The 19,851-nt window shown below is 59.2% G+C and carries 17 protein-coding genes; 7 read left to right on the top strand and 10 right to left on the bottom strand.

Annotation, left to right across the window (positions count from 1 at the left end):
* Positions 1-66 precede the first annotated feature (66 nt).
* Complete coding sequence (locus FJ979_RS12825) at positions 67-2,073, bottom strand: DUF4838 domain-containing protein (protein ID WP_140498456.1); 2,007 nt, start codon at positions 2,071-2,073, stop codon at positions 67-69.
* A 688-nt stretch (positions 2,074-2,761) separates the two neighbouring features.
* Between FJ979_RS12825 and FJ979_RS12820 the strand changes: the two genes are divergently transcribed.
* The 5 genes from FJ979_RS12820 (at position 2,762) to FJ979_RS12800 (ending at position 7,831) form a co-directional block, all read left to right on the top strand.
* On the top strand, positions 2,762-2,956 hold the full coding sequence (locus FJ979_RS12820) for a hypothetical protein (RefSeq protein ID WP_140498455.1): 195 nt from the start codon (positions 2,762-2,764) through the stop codon (positions 2,954-2,956).
* A gap of 485 nt (positions 2,957-3,441) precedes the next feature.
* Positions 3,442-3,921 (top strand): MucR family transcriptional regulator, encoded by a 480-nt coding sequence (locus tag FJ979_RS12815; protein ID WP_318012505.1) that lies wholly within the window; start codon positions 3,442-3,444, stop codon positions 3,919-3,921.
* A 144-nt stretch (positions 3,922-4,065) separates the two neighbouring features.
* The gene (locus FJ979_RS12810; RefSeq protein ID WP_140558006.1) at positions 4,066-5,718 is read left to right on the top strand and encodes a GMC family oxidoreductase; all 1,653 of its coding nucleotides are present in this window, start codon (positions 4,066-4,068) and stop codon (positions 5,716-5,718) included.
* Between the two features lie 440 nt (positions 5,719-6,158).
* Positions 6,159-6,938, top strand: a complete 780-nt coding sequence (locus FJ979_RS12805; RefSeq protein ID WP_140498453.1) for a response regulator transcription factor — start codon at positions 6,159-6,161, stop codon at positions 6,936-6,938.
* Positions 6,939-7,069: 131 nt separating this feature from the next.
* Positions 7,070-7,831 carry a Crp/Fnr family transcriptional regulator gene (locus FJ979_RS12800; RefSeq protein WP_140498452.1) on the top strand — a complete coding sequence of 254 codons (762 nt, stop codon included), beginning with the start codon at positions 7,070-7,072 and terminating at the stop codon, positions 7,829-7,831.
* Between the two features lie 161 nt (positions 7,832-7,992).
* Here the strand turns inward: FJ979_RS12800 and FJ979_RS12795 are convergent, their stop codons facing one another.
* From FJ979_RS12795 to FJ979_RS12755, 9 genes are all read right to left on the bottom strand, one after another.
* Positions 7,993-8,724, bottom strand: coding sequence for a cysteine hydrolase (locus FJ979_RS12795; protein WP_140558005.1), 732 nt, complete (start codon positions 8,722-8,724; stop codon positions 7,993-7,995).
* 97 nt (positions 8,725-8,821) lie between these two features.
* A complete protein-coding gene (locus tag FJ979_RS12790) occupies positions 8,822-10,006 on the bottom strand; it encodes an acyltransferase (protein WP_140498450.1) in 1,185 nt (394 codons plus the stop codon).
* A gap of 325 nt (positions 10,007-10,331) precedes the next feature.
* The gene (locus FJ979_RS12785) at positions 10,332-11,426 is read right to left on the bottom strand and encodes a NeuD/PglB/VioB family sugar acetyltransferase (protein ID WP_140581300.1); all 1,095 of its coding nucleotides are present in this window, start codon (positions 11,424-11,426) and stop codon (positions 10,332-10,334) included.
* Positions 11,427-11,432: 6 nt separating this feature from the next.
* Positions 11,433-12,365, bottom strand: coding sequence for a transketolase C-terminal domain-containing protein (locus FJ979_RS12780; RefSeq protein WP_140498448.1), 933 nt, complete (start codon positions 12,363-12,365; stop codon positions 11,433-11,435).
* Between the two features lie 3 nt (positions 12,366-12,368).
* Positions 12,369-13,379: a thiamine pyrophosphate-dependent dehydrogenase E1 component subunit alpha gene (locus tag FJ979_RS12775; protein WP_140498447.1), complete on the bottom strand. Its 1,011-nt coding sequence runs from the start codon at positions 13,377-13,379 to the stop codon at positions 12,369-12,371.
* Positions 13,376-14,551 (bottom strand): DegT/DnrJ/EryC1/StrS aminotransferase family protein, encoded by a 1,176-nt coding sequence (locus FJ979_RS12770; RefSeq protein ID WP_140498446.1) that lies wholly within the window; start codon positions 14,549-14,551, stop codon positions 13,376-13,378. The genes FJ979_RS12775 and FJ979_RS12770 overlap by 4 nt, the downstream gene beginning before the upstream one ends.
* 22 nt (positions 14,552-14,573) lie before the next feature.
* Complete coding sequence (locus FJ979_RS12765; protein ID WP_140498445.1) at positions 14,574-15,251, bottom strand: PIG-L deacetylase family protein; 678 nt, start codon at positions 15,249-15,251, stop codon at positions 14,574-14,576.
* The gene (locus FJ979_RS12760) at positions 15,248-15,910 is read right to left on the bottom strand and encodes a sugar transferase (RefSeq protein ID WP_140558001.1); all 663 of its coding nucleotides are present in this window, start codon (positions 15,908-15,910) and stop codon (positions 15,248-15,250) included. The genes FJ979_RS12765 and FJ979_RS12760 overlap by 4 nt, the downstream gene beginning before the upstream one ends.
* Entirely contained in the window at positions 15,907-17,268 is a 1,362-nt protein-coding gene (locus tag FJ979_RS12755) for a polysaccharide biosynthesis/export family protein (RefSeq protein ID WP_140558000.1), read from the bottom strand. The genes FJ979_RS12760 and FJ979_RS12755 overlap by 4 nt, the downstream gene beginning before the upstream one ends.
* A gap of 218 nt (positions 17,269-17,486) precedes the next feature.
* Here FJ979_RS12755 and FJ979_RS12750 point away from each other — a divergent pair, with 218 nt between their 5' ends.
* The gene (locus FJ979_RS12750) at positions 17,487-18,632 is read left to right on the top strand and encodes a glycosyltransferase (RefSeq protein ID WP_181181777.1); all 1,146 of its coding nucleotides are present in this window, start codon (positions 17,487-17,489) and stop codon (positions 18,630-18,632) included.
* 66 nt (positions 18,633-18,698) lie between these two features.
* Positions 18,699-19,829, top strand: a complete 1,131-nt coding sequence (locus tag FJ979_RS12745; RefSeq protein ID WP_140498441.1) for a glycosyltransferase family 4 protein — start codon at positions 18,699-18,701, stop codon at positions 19,827-19,829.
* Positions 19,830-19,851 lie beyond the last annotated feature (22 nt).

Genomic DNA, 19,851 nt, shown 5'->3' with positions numbered 1-19,851 from the left:
CCAGGGCGCGATATCGCGCGGCTTGGCCAGCTAGCTTCCCGCAAATCTTCTTTCAAAATAGATGGATCATTCCGGATCAAGGTCCGGAGATTGAATCGCAAAGCCCGGCAGGATCCAACTCTGGCTCTCCACCCACGCGCAGTGATTCATGTTGGATATCCACATATGCTCATATGATCGCCGAAATTGCAGCAACGCTTCCAGTTCCGGCTTTCCGCGCTCATAGGCGGATTGCGGATCGCCGAGCGTGAGCTTGCTGGCCGCTCGCGAGCACAGCTTCGCATGCTGCAATCCCAGCTCAAGAAACTTCACCCGCATCGAGGCTTCCGGATCTTGGATTGCGGAGGCTGCCGCCCTGTCAAGCAAGGCTTCCGCCGGCGCGAAACTCTCCTCTGGATAGACAGCGTGCGCCGCCTTCGCCCAGCTTCGCCAACGAGATGCTCCAAGAGCCTCGAACCCCTCCCGCAGCTGGGCGCGAGCGTTCGAAGTATACGCCTGCCAATAATCAAAATAGCTTTTGACGTCGTCGGCCGCAGGTCCGAAGGCTGAATAATATTCCGACAACAATGACTCCACGGCAGTCTCAGGATGTGTCTGCAGGCGCATCAACAAATAGAGATTTGGACCTTGCGTCGCCCAATGGCCTGTCAGCGAGTCAAAATCGGTTCCGACCATCCCGTTTCGCGCCGCGTTCTGAAACTCGTCGGCGAACTGGCCGGCGAATATGTGCGGCATGCAGTAGCCATCCAGGAAATAGTTGGTGCGCATGAACACCTGGGCAGTCGTTGCCGCCCATCCGCGCCACTGGTCTTTTATCCAGTCCTGCTCTTCGCCGCTGCGTGGATAGTACCAGGCCGATGGGCAAAACCCGATCAGGATATTCGGGTTCAACTTGATTCCCGATGTCGGTGCCGCGAAGTAATTCATATAGGCGTATCCCACCACGACCGCGTTAGGGTCGTCTTTCGCGGCTATCCGCTGAATGGCTTGCCATGAACGCGCATAGCGGTCCGATACGAAAGGCTTGCTGGCGATCTTCGACTTCGACGGAATGAACTTTCGATAGTCAGGCGGCTCTGGGCCATCCAGCGCTTTGCATATTTCGCACTCGCACTGCCCCGGGATGTCGTTCTCGACCGCATTGACGAAAGTTGGCTGTCCCGCAGAGGCGCTCCGATGCTCACGCCATTGCGAGACGATCTCTTCTCGCAAGCCCGGATTGGAAATGCACATCGAGAAGCGAGCGCCCAGCCTCACCGGGCCCCGTTTGCCTCTGACCAATTGAAACCATTCGGGATGCTCGGTGCCATACCGCTGCCACCAGTCGACGAAAGCGTGACCGTAGTTCGTGGGTACTCTGCGGCCCATTCGGTGGCGACGCAGGAACGTGGCCTGGGCTTTCATATATTCTTTCGCCGCTGCTGCGGTGAAACCCATTTCGGGATGTTCTTCGCTCGTGAAGCCAGCCCCAGCGCGCACGCGACGCTGCATGAACCGGGGCGTAACGACGTAATCAAGCGCGGGGATCACCAAGGACTGTGCCTTTGGGACAAACGTTCCCAGTTCACCTGGCCATAGCCATCGGACACCGAAATAGCGATCAAGGAGCTCGTACACGCCGAAGAGGGTGCCCGCGGACGTGTTTTGGTCGAGTGCACTGCCGGGATGATCGAGGCCGGCGATGCACAGATGGTTGCCGACGGTTCGGATGATACAGGTTTCACGCGCCAATGCGCCGAATGTGATTCCGGCTGCCCGGGCGAACCGGGTGTCGCCCAGAAAAATATGGGCGGCGTTACGCAAGCCAGCCGGCGAGACATGGTTTTCAGTTGTGATGGTAGGTTGGATGCCGGTCGCTTTTTCTATGTGCCAGCCGAGTTCCGTGGCGGCGTAGTGAACAGAGCCACTCGGCTGATCCGAAATAACGAGCGTTGCCGCAGGTCTGCCGCCGGCGATAAGCGTTACGCCAGCTGAAGATTGAGTGGCCGCATTGCCAGGGTTGGTAAAGCCAAGCCAGTGTAACAGGCCCAGAACCGTTCCCTGTGCAAACGTCCTTCGCGATAACGGTCCCATGCCAAAGACCTCACTTATGCGCGCGCATCCAAGAATGTAGACCCTTTTTACGAGGACGGGCGTTCACAACAATTTGTATCAAGTAAGCTTTGCATGCTTCAGCCGTCACGTTTCCCTTGCCCGCATGCCGATCCATTGCTCGCCAGTCTGCAGTTCGGGGCCAAGGCGAAGATCAGTGTGTAAGGGTTCTCTTTGTATAGTAGGTACGTGCACACAGAGTCCTATCTCATTTAAAGGGTTCAAAGAATTAATCGAGATATCCGCGATTTTTCTCGAAAAAACTATCCATCTCCACGGGACAAGCAATGCCCTCTTTTGGAGGCTTATCATGATCGAACACATTCTTTTGACAGTCTCACTGAGTGCTTCAGTGGCTTCTTCATCTCGTCGTTTTGCCGATTCCGGACAAAGGTCGGGTCGTCCGAGGCCGGCCCGATCGGATGGCACCTGCGGATCTGGTGAAAAACCGCTGGCAAGTCTGGTGGGTGCGGAGAGGACGGCAAAGGCGGCCAAATAGCTCCAGCCTGGGGATATCGCCCAATTCAATACTCCGCTGGCGTAGCCAGCGGAGGCAGTTTTCACCGCTGTGCGACCCATTTGCGCAAACCAATGGTGAAGTCCTCACGATCTGGGAACTCTCATCCGCCATGTTCGTTACTGCTCCACATTATGGAGAGATGGGGGTCGGATGGATTTTTCGAGACGCAGGGACTGGGAAGCTCTAGCCAGCGCCCTCGACATCAACATCTATCAGCGTTCAAAGACAGTGTGGATTGCGGCTGGAAAGTACCGCGGCAAAGACATTGAAGTGAAAGGCCGCTCGCCAAGCATCGCACTCGCATTGTGGAAGGAAGCTGCGGGCTATACCGGCTCGGAGTGGTAGAAAGAGCGGTTCGTCAAGCCGCGCCGCTCAGGTCCAAGCGCACATGCGCAGTGCAAGGCGCAAGCATTGTTCAAGGCTTACGGGCTTGGAGATGTCTTGCGCTGTCCGCGTGGACAATCGTGACTTTAAGCGCGCCATGAAGCTCCAGACACGACAGCCTTGAACAAGTCGAGCCGTCGCGAACAAGTCGAGCCGTCGCAGCGAGGCGGCGCTGGATATCGATTTGACGGTCGATACCGGTACGCGACATGTGCGCGCCGGCATCGGATCAGTGCGGTCTTGCCGGCTTAGCTGTGCCGCCGGTGTTGCCGGTTTCGCCGCTGCCATCACGGGATCGGGATTGCCAAGCGGTACCACTTTTGGATGGATCGGCTGCCGCCAAGGGACAATTGACACAAACGGCACCTGGGGATGGCATTGGGCCATGCAAGGAGCGGGGCATCAGGAGCATTCTCCTGTGACGGTGGGCAATCCTTCAATGAGCGATGCAGAACGTGCTCCGCGCCTCGGCCACGGAAGATAGCCTTCTTCAGGCAATGAGCGGACTCATGGACTCTGACCCCGCCGACCACATTGAGCTAACCGCTGATATTGTTTCGGCCTATGTCAGGAAAAACCGGACGTCGCCTTCCGATCTGGTTGACCTGATCCAGAATGTCGGCCGTGCTTTGCAAAAGCTTGCCGTGGGCGATCACCAGCCCGAACCGAAACCTGTTCCAGCCGTGCCGATCCGCAAGTCGGTGACCCCTGACTTCATCGTCAACCTGGAGGACGGGCGCCGCATGAAATCCTTGAAGCGGTACCTTACATCCATCGGCATGACGCCAGCGCAATATCGCCAGAAATGGGGCTTGCCGCCGGATTATCCGATTGTGGCGCCAAATTTAACTGCGTTGCGCTCGGAGGCAGCCAAGAGGATCAGGCTTGGACAACGGAATGCCAGTGGCCGAACTTCCAGAGGCTAACCGAATGGAGCACAGGGCGAGGCTCCGGCAGTCCTCGCGCCGTTGCTCGTATCGTGACATTTGTTTTCTTCGGATCACAAATTTGACGTGCCCGCCCGATGCCAGCGGGACCAACAGCCAAATGGGGCTGGGGGCAAGGCGCAAATGGCCACGCTATTCTCACAGGCGTGCAATTGCTGGTCCCGATCGACATCATGCCCGATCGACGCCATGATTGAAGATTGCAACGCCTTTCCGCAAGGCATGCGCCTGGAGGCGGATGTGTGCATCGTGGGAGCGGGTGCCGCAGGCCTGGCGATAGCATCACAACTAGAAGGCACGCGGCATCGCATATGCGTCATCGAAAGCGGTGGCATGACGTACGAGCACTGGCGCCAACGGCTGTCGCGCGGGCTGTCCGTGGGCCAACCTTACGAAGCTCTTGACCTTTGCCGCCTCCGTCAGTTCGGCGGGAGCACAGGCAAGGCTGGTTGGGGCGGATGGTGCAAGATGTTGGATCATGGCGATTTCGAGCATCGGCCCTGGATACCCCTGAGTGGTTGGCCCGTCGACCATAAATCATTACTACCCCATTATGAGACCGCAGCCCGCCTGCTCGGAATCGACGACCTGCTGACCGATTGGCCGACTTCCGCGGTCATGCCTGAAAACGGGCCGCTCTTTTCGGAACGCTGCTTTCTCAGTCCCACTCCGGATCTCGGAGCAACGCTTCGCAAGAAGCTTAAGGACGCAAAAAACGTCCAGGTCGTGCTGCATGCCACGGCGCTGCGGCTCGACACCGACGACTGCGGAAGGCGGGTTCGCTCCATCGAGGTAGCGAGTACGCCGAACAAACGATTCCAGATTGGTGCGCGATTTTTCGTGCTGGCCTGCGGCGGTATCGAAAACGCGCGCCTGCTCCTTGTTTCAAACCGACAGGCGCCGAATGGCATAGGAAACCAGTATGACCTGGTTGGCCGCTATTTCATGGAGCATCCCCGGGTAAAATGGGGAAGCCTGCAAGTCAGCCAGCCCGACAACATGATAGACCTCCACGTGCCCTGGACCCGCACGACCGGATTGTCGCCTGAAAACCGCGGCACCAATGATGCATTCGGACTGGCGCTGCGGCCCGAAATACGTGCAAGCGAGCGCCTCCTCGATTCCCGCACATGGATCAAGCCTGGGCCTTGCGTCAATCACATGGATGGTTCCGAAGCTTTGCAGTATCTTGCCTTCTGGCTGCGGAGAGGCCGGCTGCATCGCGACCTTATCAAATGCGGCCGAACTATCCTGATGCATCCGGCGGGAGCAATATCGGCAGGTTTCGAACGGATCTGGCACTCACGTCGGCGTGCAAGGCATTTTCATTTTGACACGATACTGGAACAAGAACCGGATCCGGCAAGCCGCGTCACGCTCGATACAAGGCTCGACGAGTTCAGTCTGCCCCGTGTGAAGCTGCAATGGAACGTGGGGCCTCTCGTCCGACGGACGCTTGAGCGTGTCCAGGCGATCATCACTGAAGAGATGAAGCGGCTGGGGCATAGAAGCGCCATTCATCCAGGCCAGGACAAAAACCCGGCGGGGGAGCGAGACATTCCATATCACTGGGTTCGACACCACATGGGCACGACGAGGATGAGCGACGACCCGCGAACCGGCGTGGTCGATAGTTCGTGCCAGGTGCACGGCCTCGCAAATCTGTTCGTCGCCGGCAGCTCGGTCTTCCCGACCGGAGGCAACGACATGCCCACCCTCACCATTGTCGCGCTCGCTATCAGACTGGGCCAGCACTTGCGGCAAAGCCTCGAATAAGCTCGCCTCCACCTTCGCCAAAGCGGTCAATCGACGAGGAAAGGGAGCAGGCTGCGACGTCTCATGCCGCAGGTCCGCCATATGGAATATGCCGGCTCCTGAATGTAATTTTACGCTTTGCCGAGAAAGTGTGCGCGTTTTGAGCGAAGGTCTGACCAACGGCTCACATAGCCACCCCTGTTCAGCTCTTTGTCGTAACGATTCTGGATGACCGCTACTTCCGTAGCTACCCCCTATTGGTAAGCGCATGGACTTCGAAGCCAACTATAATACTGCAACCACGACTTTTTCACTTTGATTGCTTGGGGAAACCGAAATTTTGGCCGCGCTGTGCGTTTTGTCACACCACCACCTCCGGTCCACAAGCTATTACTAAAGTGTTAAGGTATGGGTTTAAAAGCGAAATCTCCGTTGGGGCGAGATTTGCGCGGGGGTGAGTCATGACAAGTTTTTTGCCTGCGAATGATCGGACGGACAAAACTGATCTTGATCAATATCCATCTATTCTCGACGTCAATCGTCTCTCACCGTCCTCGGGAGAGGGAATCGAGATTGCAATCATCGATGGCCGGCCTTTGATGTGTGACTGCTTCAGCAGAAGCCTCGAAATCATCGAGCCATCATTTCATATCCAGCATTACGCGTCGGTCGAAGCGTTCGACATGGCGGATCCCGAAGAAACGCAGAGAGTTTCGACGGTCCTGATGTGTGTGATGTGGTCGAACTCCCAGGCGGACTATCATCTTTCCCAGATAGGCCATCTGAAAGCGACCAGGCCCGAGGTAGGGGTGGTCATCCTATCGGATATCGAGAACTTTGAGGACATTCTCAAAGTGGTCGAAAACGGCGCGCGTGGCTATATTCCTACCAGCGTCAGGTTGCAGGTGGCCGCCAAGGCCATCCAGCTTGTCGCGGCGGGCGGAACTTTCGTCCCGCCCAGTGTTCTCTTTCATTCAGGACGCGCCGTCACCGACGGTCAGTCCGCGACCAAGCAGCAGCCGCACGGAGACAACACTTTTACCTCGCGTCAGATGTCTGTCATCGAGGCATTGCGTCGAGGAAAGGCGAACAAGGTCATCGCGTACGAGCTCAACATGTGTGAAAGTACGGTCAAGGTACACATTCGGAATGTCATGAAAAAACTTCGTGCGAGAAACCGTACCGAAGTCGCCTACATACTCAACACAACGCCGTATGAAGGGATTGCCATACGGAATTGAAATATGGGTGCCGCCTCACTCAACGAGTAATGGTTCTTGACGGACCGTTTTAGTAGATGTGATTTGCTTGAGTTTGGGGAGCAGCCGCAACGGAAGCGGCTGCGAACCTTTGCAAGGGGGCGCTACCCAGGATGAAACAACCGCCCGTTCGATATCCAGGCCCGCAGACTGACGGGGAGATCACCTCCGTAGCTGATGCCAACCATATGCACGGGCCGGATTTGAAAAATATCGAGCATTTCAGCAATGTTAAGTCGTCCACGCTGATCGAGATAGACCGCCGCTGTCGTTGGTTGCATCTCAATGAAGGGGACGTCCTGGTCCCGGCCGGCGAAAGTGTCGACCGGCTTTTTTTTCTGCTCGAGGGCGAGCTTCGAGCGCTCGTTTATACCCGCAATGGCAAGATTGTGTCGCTCCCCCCTGCGCATCGTGGCTCGCTTGTTAACGGAATTGCCTTGAGCGGCGACATCCAGATGCCATATTCGGTCGAAGCGGCGGGACCATGCACTATCGCTTCGATCGGCAGTCGTGCCTTTCTGGACATAGTCAAGCAGGATCCTGAAGCCCTGCATGCGGTTGTACAATTGTTGGTGGAACGTCAGCAGGTGCTTGTCGAGCACATCGTTGAGCTTTCGACGCTCAACGTTCGGTCCCGGGTGCATAAGGAGTTGCTGCGCTTATGCGCTGAAGACATCGGAGCCGACGGTTCGGCGAGGATTTCTCCTATCCCGACCCATACGGATCTGGCCCACCGCATTGGCACCCACCGCGAGGCGGTGGCACGCGAGCTGAGCTACCTGCAAAACATCGGACTCGTGCTGCGCCACGCCAAAGAGCTTTACGTGCCTGATGTATCCCGTATCGCCGATCTTGTGGCAAAGTCGGACGACTAAATCGTAGGCGATGCGTCGGGGCACCTTTCGAGAGTGGTCGCGATCTCTGAGATTGCTGGGTTGCATTGGGACCGGACGTCGGTTGTGTTTGGGCTTGATCTACGCTGGCCCTGAGCGGCAGCCGCGGTGCTCCAAGGTGACTGATAGGCAGCTTCGCCTGCTCATTCGGCTAGTTCAAGACGACCGTGAACTCGCTCTGCGACCGACTTCAGGAATTGGTCGGACGTCGATGTCCATCCAAAGAGTATCTGAACGAGCGTGATCGAGGCATCATGATTGCTCCTTGGGGCGTCCCAAGCGATGGGCTCGCTGGTGCAATCCGTCAGCAGTATGCAGCGATAGTCCCTGAAGAAGGCATCCCGAATTGTCGATTCCACACACACGCTGGTCGTGCATCCTGTCACGATGAGGTGTTTGACGCCTGCGGATTTCAGAACAGAATCGAGTTCGGTTTCGTAGAAACCGCTGAATCGCGTTTTATAGAGGACGAAATCCCCTGCCTGTGGCTTGAGGCCGTTGACGACCTCTGTTCCCCAGGTGTCGCGGATCAGAATCCGGCTCTCGCTGCCATCCGGGGCTGTCATGTTCGCGCCCACCCCGAAGATCTGGAGATGTCGAATACGGTTGGGGGCGTCCGACGTTCCAAGGTCCGAGAGGTCGCGATGATATCCCATCTTCAGGTAGACGATGGGCATGCTCAATTCGCGAGCGGCAGCTATTACGCTGGCAGTAGGGCCTACAGCCCGTTGAATCCCGGAGATATCGATTCCGGCTCTGTCGAACATTCCACCGTTGGAGCCGAAGTCATTCTGCATGTCCACGACGAGTACGGCGGCGTCAGCGGGATCAATTGAAATAGGTTGAGGCTTGGCGTCGATGACAAATGGATGCATTTCGTCCTCATCCCTGCTTGCAGCCTAACAACAGTGGTTACGACCAGTCTGCTATCTATCCGCCTCAAAAGCCGCAGGCCGCCGCGCAACGGCGATCCTACCCCCTTAGCCATGCCGCACGTTTGGCATTTGACGCCAGCCAAAGCCGCATCGCGCTTGGCTGCGAGGCCGAGCGATAGATCTTCTGATGATAGACAAACTCATAGGGCCACAGCTCAAGCGTTCGGTTCGCGAAATGCGTCAGCACCCAGGTGATCGCCGCCGCCGCCAAAATGAAGGCGCTCATCGATAGGACAACATTGCCGGAAAAAAGATGGGCGCGGGAAAACAGCGAGCGTGTCAGAAGATACGTGTAGGGATGCACCAGATACAGGCTGTAGCTCACCGTTCCGAAGTATCGAAGCAGCCGATTGCCAAGGAGTAGTGCCGTCAAGCTGTTCCGCGACACTGCAAGGCAGAAGTAGAGCCCCGTCGCGACCATGAGCAAGGGAAGCTCGGCATTTTGGAAATCGGACCAGTGATAGTCGTAATGGCCGCGGCTGGCGAGAAAGACGCAAGCTGCCAGCGCCCCGCTCTCGGCAAGCCGATGGCGGCCCCGGTTTACCCATTCAAATCGGTCGTAGGCAAGGCGGATCAGCCCGCCGGCAAGAAAATACAAGGCGATCGGGTACCGGGCGATAAAGAGCGCCGCGAGAAGACCGAGCGCAATTGTGCCGAGTCTGGTTGGGCGACGAACCGTCAGGAAAACGAACGCTGCCGTAAACACATAGAACCAGACCTCGAAGGTCAGGCTCCACGCGTTCGGCGTCAATTGCTCGGTATGGGTTGCAAGGTTCAGGAATGTCAGTCCTGCCAGAACCGCTGTGAGATTGTTGGTTTCGGGATAAAAGTTGGTGGTTGCGTTCAGCAAGATGAAAAGCAGGCTTAGCGCGAAAAACAGAGGGTAGAGGCGCAGGAACCGTCGGGCAGCAAACTGAGCGGGACTATAGCGTATCGCACTGGGCAGGATGACGAAGCCACTGATTACGAAGAAAAGGCAGACTCCGAAGGTGCCGAAATTCCAGAAGGGCGTAATGCGGTCGACATAGGCCGAATTGGAGGCGTAGACGTGCTCCGCCGTGCCGCCCAGGAGGTGAGCGAAGAAGACCATAAGAGAAGCAATGCCGCGCAACCCATGCGCGGCTACATTGAACGAATTGTCGCCAGCCGGCTTCGCTGACGCTTCGACGGGAAAATGCTGCGGACCCGATGAGTTCTGAGGATGGAGATGTGCAACGGTCATCTGAGCCTTCAAGTTGGATCCCGCAGACCATTTCACCGTACACCATCCCAGGTCTCGCAATGCTCGGGAATTCGAAGGACACCCCCGCCCAAAAGTAGTGGGCTGCCGCAGAAAAACTCCACCGGATGACTAACAGCCGCATTGCGGGACTGATTTAACCCAGGCCCGATGCTGATTGCGGGCGATCGCTGGACCGCAACCGAAGTACGGCTTGACTGACACCGATCGGAATTGGCGAACCCTCGGCCGCAGCCACGAGAGCCGCCCCGTCGAACGCCCCGCTATGTCGCTTTCTCGAGCCGGAGATCGCCTTGGGCGACATGCATTAGCGGAGATGGCGGCGGCCCTGCGCGTCGACGATGGTGTTGTCTGCGACATTGGCGCTGATGTGCGCGCCGTTGTGGATCAGGCAGTCGGCGCCGATCTGGACGCCCAGGAGCACCGTTGCGCCCATTCCCACGACGGTCAAGGCTCCGATGCCCACTCCGCCGGCTATGATAGCGCCTGGTGTCAGGTGCGCATTGTCCTGAACGACGCTGTCGTGGCAGACTATAGTCCCCTGATTGACGATGACGTTGTTACCGATCGTACAGCGCGGACCGATGCTCGCGCCGGCCAGAATATGGCAGCCATGTCCAATCCTGGTCGCCTTGGAGACGATCGCGGAAGGATGGATCACAGGCGGCAGAACGAAGCCCATTGCGGTGGCGCGTTCATACATTGCCCGCCTCACCTGGCTTGACTGGGCGCCTCCGATGCCGATGAAAGCATAGCGCGTGCCCTCGGCAAACAAACGCTCCAGGCAGTCTTCCGTGCCGATCACCGAAATACCGCCGCAGACGTGGTGGCCGGCGGGCAACGCTTGATCGGTGCAGCCCACGATATCGTATCCGGCACCATCGAGAGCATCGATCAAACAGGCGGCGTGGCCGCCGCCGCCGATGATGACGGCCCGCCTGGAGAAAGCGACGGAACTCGGCTCGCCCGGTTCGGCTCTCTTGGCGGCGGATCGGCGACCGGCAGCAGCGCGCACCTCGGCTTCGCCAATGCGGCCATTGGACGGAATGACGTCCGCAAGGTTGACCCCGAGCTCGGATGCGGCCTTGCGGGCTTTAGCCGTTATCGCGACTTCGCTGGCCCCGACATCGGCCGCGCTGGTCTCCCCGACAACGACATTCGAATTTTCGTCGATGATTTTGCAAAGCGTTGCGCCGACAGGAACGAAGTCACCGACCTTGATGTCCAGCAGGCCGACAGTTCCTGCCTCCGGAGCATCTACCTCGACTGCGGCCTTGGTGGTCTCAAGCACGAAAAGAATGGTGCCTTGTTCGACCCTTTCACCTTGTGCGACCCGAATCTCGATGAGCTGGAGATTGTCCTCGTTGGCGTTAACCCGCGGGGCTTCGACAAGCACGGTCATGTACGCTTAGCCTTTCTGGAACAGCTCGATGCAGGCCGCCTGGATGGCGTTCACACCCGGCAGCAGATCGTCCTCCCAGTCGCGGCTTGAGGGAATGGGGTGATCGGGCCCGGTCAATGCGCTGAAGTGCCTGACCCGGCCGATCAGCGCGCGCGCACACTCCGACGCGAAGCCCCAGCCGGGAGAGCCTTCCTCCACCGCGACCACACGCGTGCAGTTGCCGACCTGGCTTCGGACCTCATCGCCAGGGAAGGGCGACAGCTGTTCGACGGCCACCACGGTGGTCGCGATTTCCTCCTCTTGCGCGAGTTTCTTTGCGGCCGCGACAGCGTGCTCGACGCAACCCCCATATGTCAGGATCACGACATCTGCATCCGCCGGGCGTGGAAGCGCGTCGGGTCCGAGCACGGGCCTGGAATACATCACCTTGTTTTCGATGATCAGGTGAGGGGATCGCGACGCGAAGGCCCGATGCAGAAGCGTGCCAGGATCGGCATACTCGTGAGTGGCAAGCACCGTCAGCCCGGGCACGCCGCAAAAATGCTTTTCCAGACTTTGCGAGTGCGTCGGCCCATAGCCGCGCCGTCCGCCCATGGGAGCGCGGATGATGACGGGGACCTCAACCTGATCGTTGTACATCCAGCGGAACTTGGCGACGTGATTGATGATCTGGTCGGCAGCAAGGGCTATGAAGTCTCCGAACATGAGTTCGACGATCACAGGCCGGCCTTTGATGGCCATGCCTGCCGCCATGCCAACAATGCCGCCTTCGCTGATCGGCGTGGTCCAGACACGGTCCTTATAGGCTGACGAAAGACCCTTGGTGACTTTGAAGGCGCCACCGTAGGGGTCAAGAACATCCTCACCCAAAATCACCAGACGGAGATCGGCTCCCATGAGATCGTGTAGCGCGCGATTGATAGATTCGACGACACGCATGGATCAACCCCGCGCCAAGGCGGCCGCGGCGGCGGATTCGACCGCGCGGTCCACGACATTCAGGCAGTAGGCGTCGATCTCATCGGCGTTGGCAACGCGCCGGCGCATCGGGGGTATGGGATCTCTGGCTCGAGCTTGCTCAAGACGCTCCGCCGGCCTCGTATCATCTCCCTTGCTGTGGGGGCCGATCCGCTCGGTTCGCAAGTAGAGCCAGCAAGGGCGGGATTCGGCGCGTACATAGCCTACGGCTTCTTGGGCGAGCTCATATATCGCGATCGGATCGTTGCCGTCATAGGCGAATGTGCGGACGCCGAACGGCTCGGCCCTGGCGACGATCGAACCGGAGACGGTCAGATGCTTGGGCGTCGTCTGCGCGATCTCGTTGTCCTCGATCACAAAGACCACCGGGGCGGCGAAAACAGACGCAAGGTTCAGGCTCTCGTATACGGCTCCCTCGCCCATCGTGCCGTCGCCGAGGAACACCACTGCGACGGCGCCCTCGTCCTTTCGCGCCAGCGCACTACCAACTGCGACGGGTGCGATGCCTCCTTGGATGCCATTGGAGTGGAAGTTGCGGAAGCACAGGTGCTGGCTGCCGCCGCGTCCGCCGCAAATGCCGGTTACACGCCCCATGATCTCGGCTATCAGGCCCTCGACTTCGCCCGAATAGGCAATGAAATGACCGTGGCAGCGGTGGTTGCTCCAGACAATGTCGCGGTCCCGGTCAAGAGCGTTTATCACGCCAACCGCATTGGCTTCCTGTCCAATGGACGTGTGCGTCGTGCCGAACAGGAGACCTTGGGAAAAAAGATCGAGCAAGCGCTCCTCCACGAGCCGGATGAGCATCATCTGCTGATAAAATCGAACCGCGGCTGGCAGTTCGAATCCGAGCAAACCACGCTCTGTAGGGGCAAGGGTGAGGTTCCGCGCTGCTGACGACGTCACTATCTGCAGCTCTGCCAGAGAAGACGCTAGAACGGTTTCATCCTTCCTGATCGCGCGTTCCTTTGTCATGCTGCCTCGAGCTGGCGCGAAGCCGTAACAAGGATTGACCGCGCCGTCGACGCGGCAGCCATGGTCTCCTCGGTCGTCCAGGACGGGTCGACCAGAAAAGCCATACTCGTTTCACCGAGCTGCCGTGCGATCGGCAGACGTTCGGGCGGCGCTACCCCGGCGTCCGCGAAGGCATGTTCAAGATAGATCTCAGAGCAGCTTCCCGAGAAGCATGGGACGCCGGCCGCATTGATAGCCGCAATCAACTCGTCGCGCGACCATCCGGGGGACAGCATCTCGGGCTTGATATAGAAATAGCATCGGTACCAGGCATGCTTATGCTCCGAACCGAGCTGGGGCGCGTGCAGCATCGGCAATTCAGCAAGCGTCATCATCCAGATGCTGGCATTTCGCTCGCGTTGGCGAGTCCAGTCGGGTAGGCGCTCGAGCTGCCGCAAGCCAAGCACTGCCTGGATTGATGTCATGCGCCAGTTGGTGCCGATGCTGTCATGCAGCCAGCGAAACCCTGTCGCCCTATGGGGGGCAAAGACCAGATCGTAGTTCTTGCCGTGGTCCTTGAGGCTCCAGGCAGCGAGCCACAATTTCTTGTCGTCCATTGCGACAAGCCCACCTTCGCCGCCCGTCGTGATGATCTTGTCCTGGCAGAACGAGAACGCCGCTATGTCGCCGAAGGAGCCAATCGGTCGTCCGTTGTATTCGGCTCCATGCGCCTGGGCGCAATCTTCGATGACTTTTATGCCGCTGCGCTTTGCGAGTTCCATGATCGGCGCCATGTCGCACGGCCAGCCGGCAATATGCACGACGATCACTGCCTTTGTTCGAGCCGTTATCTTCGGCGCAATCGTCTCGGCGGAAAGGTTGCCCGAACTCGGGTCGACATCCGCGAAAACGGGCGTGGCGCCGGCAAACATGACGCAGGCGGCGGAGGCGACGAAACTGCGGGGCGTGACGATCACCTCGTCGCCGGCGCCGATGTGGAGAATCTTCATCGCAAGATCCAGCGCCAGCGAGCCGTTGGCCAGCGCCACCGCGTGACGTCGGCCGAGGCTGCGCGCATAGGCGCGTTCGAAGGTCTTCACATGGTCGCCGGTCCAGGCGTTCACCTGGCCGGATCGCAAAACCTCTACCACATCGGTTATTTGTTCTTCGTCGTAGATTGGCCAGCGTTTCATCGCAGAATACTCCAGCTAGAATTCAAATGACGTTTCGCAGAAGGACAAAGGCCTCGGCCGCCCTCAGATGGGCGGCGGTGCCCCTGACGATCGCAAGCGCCCGCAAGGTTTCGATCGAACGCTCATGCGGGAAATCTCTGATCTGTGAGGCGAACATCGACGCAGCTTCGAGTTTGCGGTCCAGCGTCGATGCGATGTCTATGAAGACGTTCGGCACGAAGCTCGGCGTCACATAGGGGGCATTCCAGTTCGTTTCGGAGACGGTCTCGTAAGCCATGATCGTCCGCGGATATTGAGATTGGGTCGGGCGAGCCGCTACCAGCGATGACAGGAAGATCAGCTGGTGGTCCATGTGCACATCACCGACGAAAGGGATGAGCAACGTATCCGGCACGACATCCCGCAACAGGGTCAGCAGCGCCCTGTTGAGCGTCGCGTGCGGCGTCTCGGCGATCTGCGCTGCCGGCAGATCAAGCCAATGCGTCTGTTGCACGCCCAAACAGGCATGCGCCGCCTTGGCCTCGCTGCGAACCCGTTCCGTCATCTCCTCTGTGAAGGCGGGCGGGCTGCCTCGCGTAACCACTGCGACATGAACTTCTGCGCCTTGGGCAGCCATCCGGGCTATCGTGCCGCCACACCCCAGGACCTCATCATCGGGATGCGGTGCGATCACCAGAAGTCGACCGAGTGCTGGGTTCATGGCCGGACCGTCCCGGCGGGCATAGCCTTCAAAGCATGGTCGACATGGCGGCGGTCGACACGTTCGCCCAACAGTGCCACTTGGACAGTCAGAACCAGTATGTGCAGATCGAGCCACAGGCTGCGGTTGCGCACATACCAGAGGTCGAGCGCCAGCTTTTCGCTGTTGGTGAGGCGGGTATTGCCGTTCACCTGTGCCCATCCGGACAGGCCGGGGCGGACCGTGCCACGAATACGCCCTAGCTCGCCGAATTCGGCGATGGTGGCCGGGAGCAACGGACGGGGCCCCATGAAGGCCATGTCCCCCCTGGCGATCGAGAGAAGCTGCGGCAGCTCATCGATGCGGACGGAGCGCATCAATCGCGTGGCCGGCGTCTCACGCAAAGCGTCGGGGAGCAGCATGCCATTCCCGTCTCGCCCTTCGTGCATCGTACGAAACTTGCAGATCACGAACGGGCGACCTTCCAGCCCGCTGCGAGACTGGCGGAAAAACAATGGACGGCCGACACTGGCCCAGACAATGGCAGCAGCCATGAGCCATAGCGGCAGGCTGAGAACCAAAAGGATCACCGCGGCGATACGGCTTGGTATGGCCCGGCCAAGCGGAACGCGCGCAGTCCAGCCGCCGGAACGTGCTGTTGGGGTGCTGAGGCCGATCATTGCGACGGTCCGACCTGGACGGAAGAGGTCGTCGCCAAGGTAGTGGCTGAACGGCTTGTCGTGTCCTGGGCGCTATCCAGGCGGTTTATTGACACAAGGATCGTATCTCCGGCCGCAACCGGATCGTCGAGGGTCGCCACCTTTGTGGCGGTCTGGCCATTTACCTTGCGGCGGATCTGGTAGGTGAACGTGATGGAGTTGTTGCTGCGTGTCTGCTCCGCGGCCAGCGAGCTCAACAGCAGGATCTGTTCCTCGGTCGATTCTCGAACCGCGATCAGGCGCTCGATTTCAGAGTTGTGGGCCTGGAGATCCGTCAACGCCGTGTGTGTCCAGGTCTGGGTGGCGTCATCCAGGTCGCGCTGCAACTGGCTCAATTCGCGGCGCACCGTTGATGCCTGATTGTAGATTTCAAGCAGATGGGATTGCTGCGTGGTCGCTTCGCGCTCGGCGTTCGAGAGGTCTGTGATTGTGACGAGACCTTTCTTGTTGAGGCCCCTGATGCGATCGAGATCCGCCTGTGCCGAAGCGATCACTGTCTTTTGTATGTCCGAAAGCTGTTGAACATTGGCGAGGGCAACATTTACTTCTTCGATCCCCGCCGAGAGCTGCTTGCGACGTGTCGTCAGCGCATGTTGATCTGCTTCAAGGATCCGCTGCTCGGTAGGAAGCAGCGTCGCGAGCAGGTTGGCGTTCATGAGGCCCTTGATCTTGGCAGGCAGATCCAGTTCCGAGATCTTGTCGCTGTTTGCCAATTGGGCCTTGATGCGCGCAGCGGCGACCGCCTCCTTGGCGATCTCCACCACGCTTTCATCAAGAGCTCCGCGCAACCGGGCGCGTGTTACGACGCGATCCTCCGCCGTGGCTCCCCCGGTCGACTGGCCGCCCGCAAGCGCCACCGCCTGCTCCACATTCAGTGCCGGCTGGTAAGGAAACGAGCCCGGCGCCTTTACATCCCCAAGGACGAAGATCGGGCGGAAGCTCACCACCGCAAGAGCTATATGCGGGTCATTGAAGAGTTCACGCTCGATGAATGCCTTACGGATACGACTCAAGGCGTCGGGCACCGTCAGGCCGCCGACTTCAAAGCTGCCGATCAGCGGAATGTTGATCGCGCCATCGCTGGCGACCGTGAGTTGTTCGGCGGGAAGCGCGTCGTCGATGAAGTCAAACGACACCACATCGCCGACCGAAACCTTGTAGTCATCGTCCGCCGCGGCCCAGGCATCAAGCTGGGAAATCAGAATCGCTGCAACCGCAAGGATCGCAATACTGGCGGATCCCAGTGCTTTCGCAAGGAATGTACTGGTCCACGCGCCTGTCGATCGCCTGCTCCGCGTCGCATTGCAATAAGATGCCATGGAAGCCCACCATAGAATTTTCCTGCAAAGACCCTAGCGACACCTGCGCGAGGACAATGAGTCATACCTTTGGTGGAGCGGTGACAACCTTCGGTCTGGTTCCCACCTAATTTGGCTAACTGGATGTCGACTGCAACCAACGTATGGTGCGGCTGCATACTGTCGGACGATTGAATGCTTCCTCAGGGCGGAGCGTTGCAGACAGCTGGGAAGCTTGCGTGCACACAAGTGTTCTTCACACCATTACCAGTCTCGACGTCGGCGGCGCTCAGGTCATGCTTGCCCGTTTTCTTGGCCAGGTCGACCAAAATCGCTTCTCGACTTCAGTTCTGTCCCTGCTTTCACCGGGTCCGGTGGCTGCAAACGTAGAATATACAAGATCGGGGCTCGTTTCGCTCGACATGACGGAACGGCCGCGACCGCGCGATGTCGTTCGGCTGACGCGGTCGATAAGACGGGCGGCCCCCGATCTTCTTCACGGATGGATGTATCACGGCAACGTCGCGGCAACGCTCGGCTCGATGCTAGGGCTCAATTTCTCGCCGGTCATCTGGAGCATCCATCACACGGTTCGAGATCTCGCCGACGAGAAACCATTGACGCGCCAATTGATACGGCTCTCGGCCCGCCTGTCGAGGCGCACCAGCGCGATCTCATATTGCTCGCGCGTCGCCGCCGATGATCACGAGCGCCTGGGCTTTGATCCGCGCCGGAGGGTGGTTATCCCGAACGGGACGGATTGCGATCAATTTTCCCCCTCGGCCGACGCCGGTGCGAAGCTGCGCCGCCTGTTCGGCTTGCCGCCCGGACGGCTGATGATCGGCCATGTGGCACGCTTCCATCCCATGAAGGACCAGGTTAGCCTGGTCCGCGCCATCAGCCGGCTCCTGGAACAGGGATACGACGTTCAGGGCATATTTATCGGGGAGGGACATGCCGACGGCCCGGTGCGGCGCACCGCCCGTGAGCTCGGCATAGACGACCGCATTACCACGCCGGGCATCCGCGCTGACATCGCCGACCTCATGCCGGGCTTCGACGTCTACGCGCTTTGCTCGGCTTGGGGCGAGGCATTTTCCCTTGCCGTAGGCGAGGCGATGGCCAGCGGCGTGCCGGCGGTGGTTACCGCGGTCGGCGACTCCGGCTGGCTGGTCGGCGACAGCGGCGTGGTCGTTCCACCGGGAGATAGTGAAGCTCTGGCCGCCGGATTGATCAGGCTTGTCAGCCTTGAACCGGCCGAGCGCCGCGCCTTGGGTCAACAAGCGCGTCGTCGCGTCATGGAGAACTTCTCGCTTTCCCTTTACGTCGGCAGGCACCTGGAACTCTACGAAGCAGCTCTAGGGCGTCGTCGCCATATCCGATAGGAGCGGCTGGTGGTTGCTGTGCACATGAATGGTCGAGATTCTCCTCGCGCCCCTGTGGACTATGCGATGCGCCGCAAGCGCATCGTCGTCATTGCGAGCCTGACGCGTTCGCTTGTCAACTTTCGTCTCGAATTGTTGAAGGCCATGGTCGCTGCGGGGCATGATGTCATTGCGCTCGCCCCCGATGAAGATGAGCGGGCGATCGCCGGTCTCAAGGCAATTGGCGTGACCTTCCGACAGATTCCGATGGCCAGGACGGGTACCAGTCCGCTGGCCGATTTGCGAACGCTCAAGGCGCTTTACAAGCTCATCCGCGGCTTGGCGCCCGAAATCGTCCTGGCGTATACGATGAAGCCGATCATCTATGGTGGATTGGCTGCCCGCCTTGCCCGTGTACCGCGCCGGTTTGCGCTCTTTACAGGCTTCGGCTTCATATTCAGCGGCAGCATGACGGGACTGCGCGCAACCATTTTGCGCCGGTTGAGTATTGGTCTCTACCGCTCGGCTCTGGTCGGCTGCGAAGCAGTTTTCGCTTACAATGACGCCGACGCTTCCGACATCCGGCGCCATGGGATGGTTTCTGCGACGACGCCAGTGATCATGATCCCAGGTTCAGGAGTGGACCTGACACTGTTTGCCGCAAGCCCCCCACCTTCAGGGCCTCCCGTCTTCCTTCTGATCGCTCGCTTGCTTCGCGAAAAGGGAATTGCCGAGTTTGCTGCCGCCGCGCGTATCCTGAAGACCAAGTACCGCGCTGCACGCTTTCAGATTCTCGGGCCCTTCGATCCCAGTCCCCTCTCCATCTCGAAAGCCGAAATGGACCAGTGGACCAAGGAAGGCGCCGTTGAATATCTCGGCGAAACACACGACGTCGGTCCCTATTTGACCGCGTCCACCGTGTTCGTGTTGCCGTCCTATTACAGGGAGGGCATTCCCCGCAGCGCGCTGGAAGCCTTGTCGACCGGTCGGCCGATAATCACGACCAACGCCCCTGGCTGTCAAGAAACGGTGATCGAGGGCGAGAACGGTTTCCGGGTCGAGCCGCGAGACGTGGAAGCTCTCGCCTCGGCGCAGCGGGCTTTTCTCGAGGATGAGGAACTCGCCGCAAAGATGGGCGCCAACTCAAGAAAGCTCGCGGAAGACCGGTTCGATGTTCACAAGGTGAACCAAACCCTGCTCGAGGCGATGGGGATATAGTCGGCCGCGCCTGATCGGCCGC

The organism is Mesorhizobium sp. B1-1-6, from assembly GCF_006443035.1.
Lineage (GTDB): Bacteria > Pseudomonadota > Alphaproteobacteria > Rhizobiales > Rhizobiaceae > Mesorhizobium.
Note: the sequence above shows the minus strand (reverse complement) of the source record. Positions and strands in the feature narration are given on the sequence as shown.

Excerpts from the sequence above, each read along its gene's own strand:
- FJ979_RS12810 (WP_140558006.1), top strand. The coding sequence starts at position 4,066 with ATGGCCACGCTATTCTCACAGGCGTGCAATTGCTGGTCCCGATCGACA.
- FJ979_RS12820 (WP_140498455.1), top strand. The coding sequence starts at position 2,762 with ATGGATTTTTCGAGACGCAGGGACTGGGAAGCTCTAGCCAGCGCCCTC.
- FJ979_RS12785 (WP_140581300.1), bottom strand. The coding sequence starts at position 11,426 with ATGACCGTGCTTGTCGAAGCCCCGCGGGTTAACGCCAACGAGGACAAT.
- FJ979_RS12780 (WP_140498448.1), bottom strand. The coding sequence starts at position 12,365 with ATGCGTGTCGTCGAATCTATCAATCGCGCGCTACACGATCTCATGGGA.
- FJ979_RS12805 (WP_140498453.1), top strand. The coding sequence starts at position 6,159 with ATGACAAGTTTTTTGCCTGCGAATGATCGGACGGACAAAACTGATCTT.
- FJ979_RS12825 (WP_140498456.1), bottom strand. The coding sequence starts at position 2,073 with ATGGGACCGTTATCGCGAAGGACGTTTGCACAGGGAACGGTTCTGGGC.
- FJ979_RS12795 (WP_140558005.1), bottom strand. The coding sequence starts at position 8,724 with ATGCATCCATTTGTCATCGACGCCAAGCCTCAACCTATTTCAATTGAT.
- FJ979_RS12770 (WP_140498446.1), bottom strand. The coding sequence starts at position 14,551 with ATGAAACGCTGGCCAATCTACGACGAAGAACAAATAACCGATGTGGTA.
- FJ979_RS12815 (WP_318012505.1), top strand. The coding sequence starts at position 3,442 with ATGCAGAACGTGCTCCGCGCCTCGGCCACGGAAGATAGCCTTCTTCAG.
- FJ979_RS12790 (WP_140498450.1), bottom strand. The coding sequence starts at position 10,006 with ATGACCGTTGCACATCTCCATCCTCAGAACTCATCGGGTCCGCAGCAT.
- FJ979_RS12760 (WP_140558001.1), bottom strand. The coding sequence starts at position 15,910 with ATGATCGGCCTCAGCACCCCAACAGCACGTTCCGGCGGCTGGACTGCG.
- FJ979_RS12775 (WP_140498447.1), bottom strand. The coding sequence starts at position 13,379 with ATGACAAAGGAACGCGCGATCAGGAAGGATGAAACCGTTCTAGCGTCT.
- FJ979_RS12765 (WP_140498445.1), bottom strand. The coding sequence starts at position 15,251 with ATGAACCCAGCACTCGGTCGACTTCTGGTGATCGCACCGCATCCCGAT.
- FJ979_RS12755 (WP_140558000.1), bottom strand. The coding sequence starts at position 17,268 with ATGGCATCTTATTGCAATGCGACGCGGAGCAGGCGATCGACAGGCGCG.
- FJ979_RS12745 (WP_140498441.1), top strand. The coding sequence starts at position 18,699 with ATGCGCCGCAAGCGCATCGTCGTCATTGCGAGCCTGACGCGTTCGCTT.
- FJ979_RS12800 (WP_140498452.1), top strand. The coding sequence starts at position 7,070 with ATGAAACAACCGCCCGTTCGATATCCAGGCCCGCAGACTGACGGGGAG.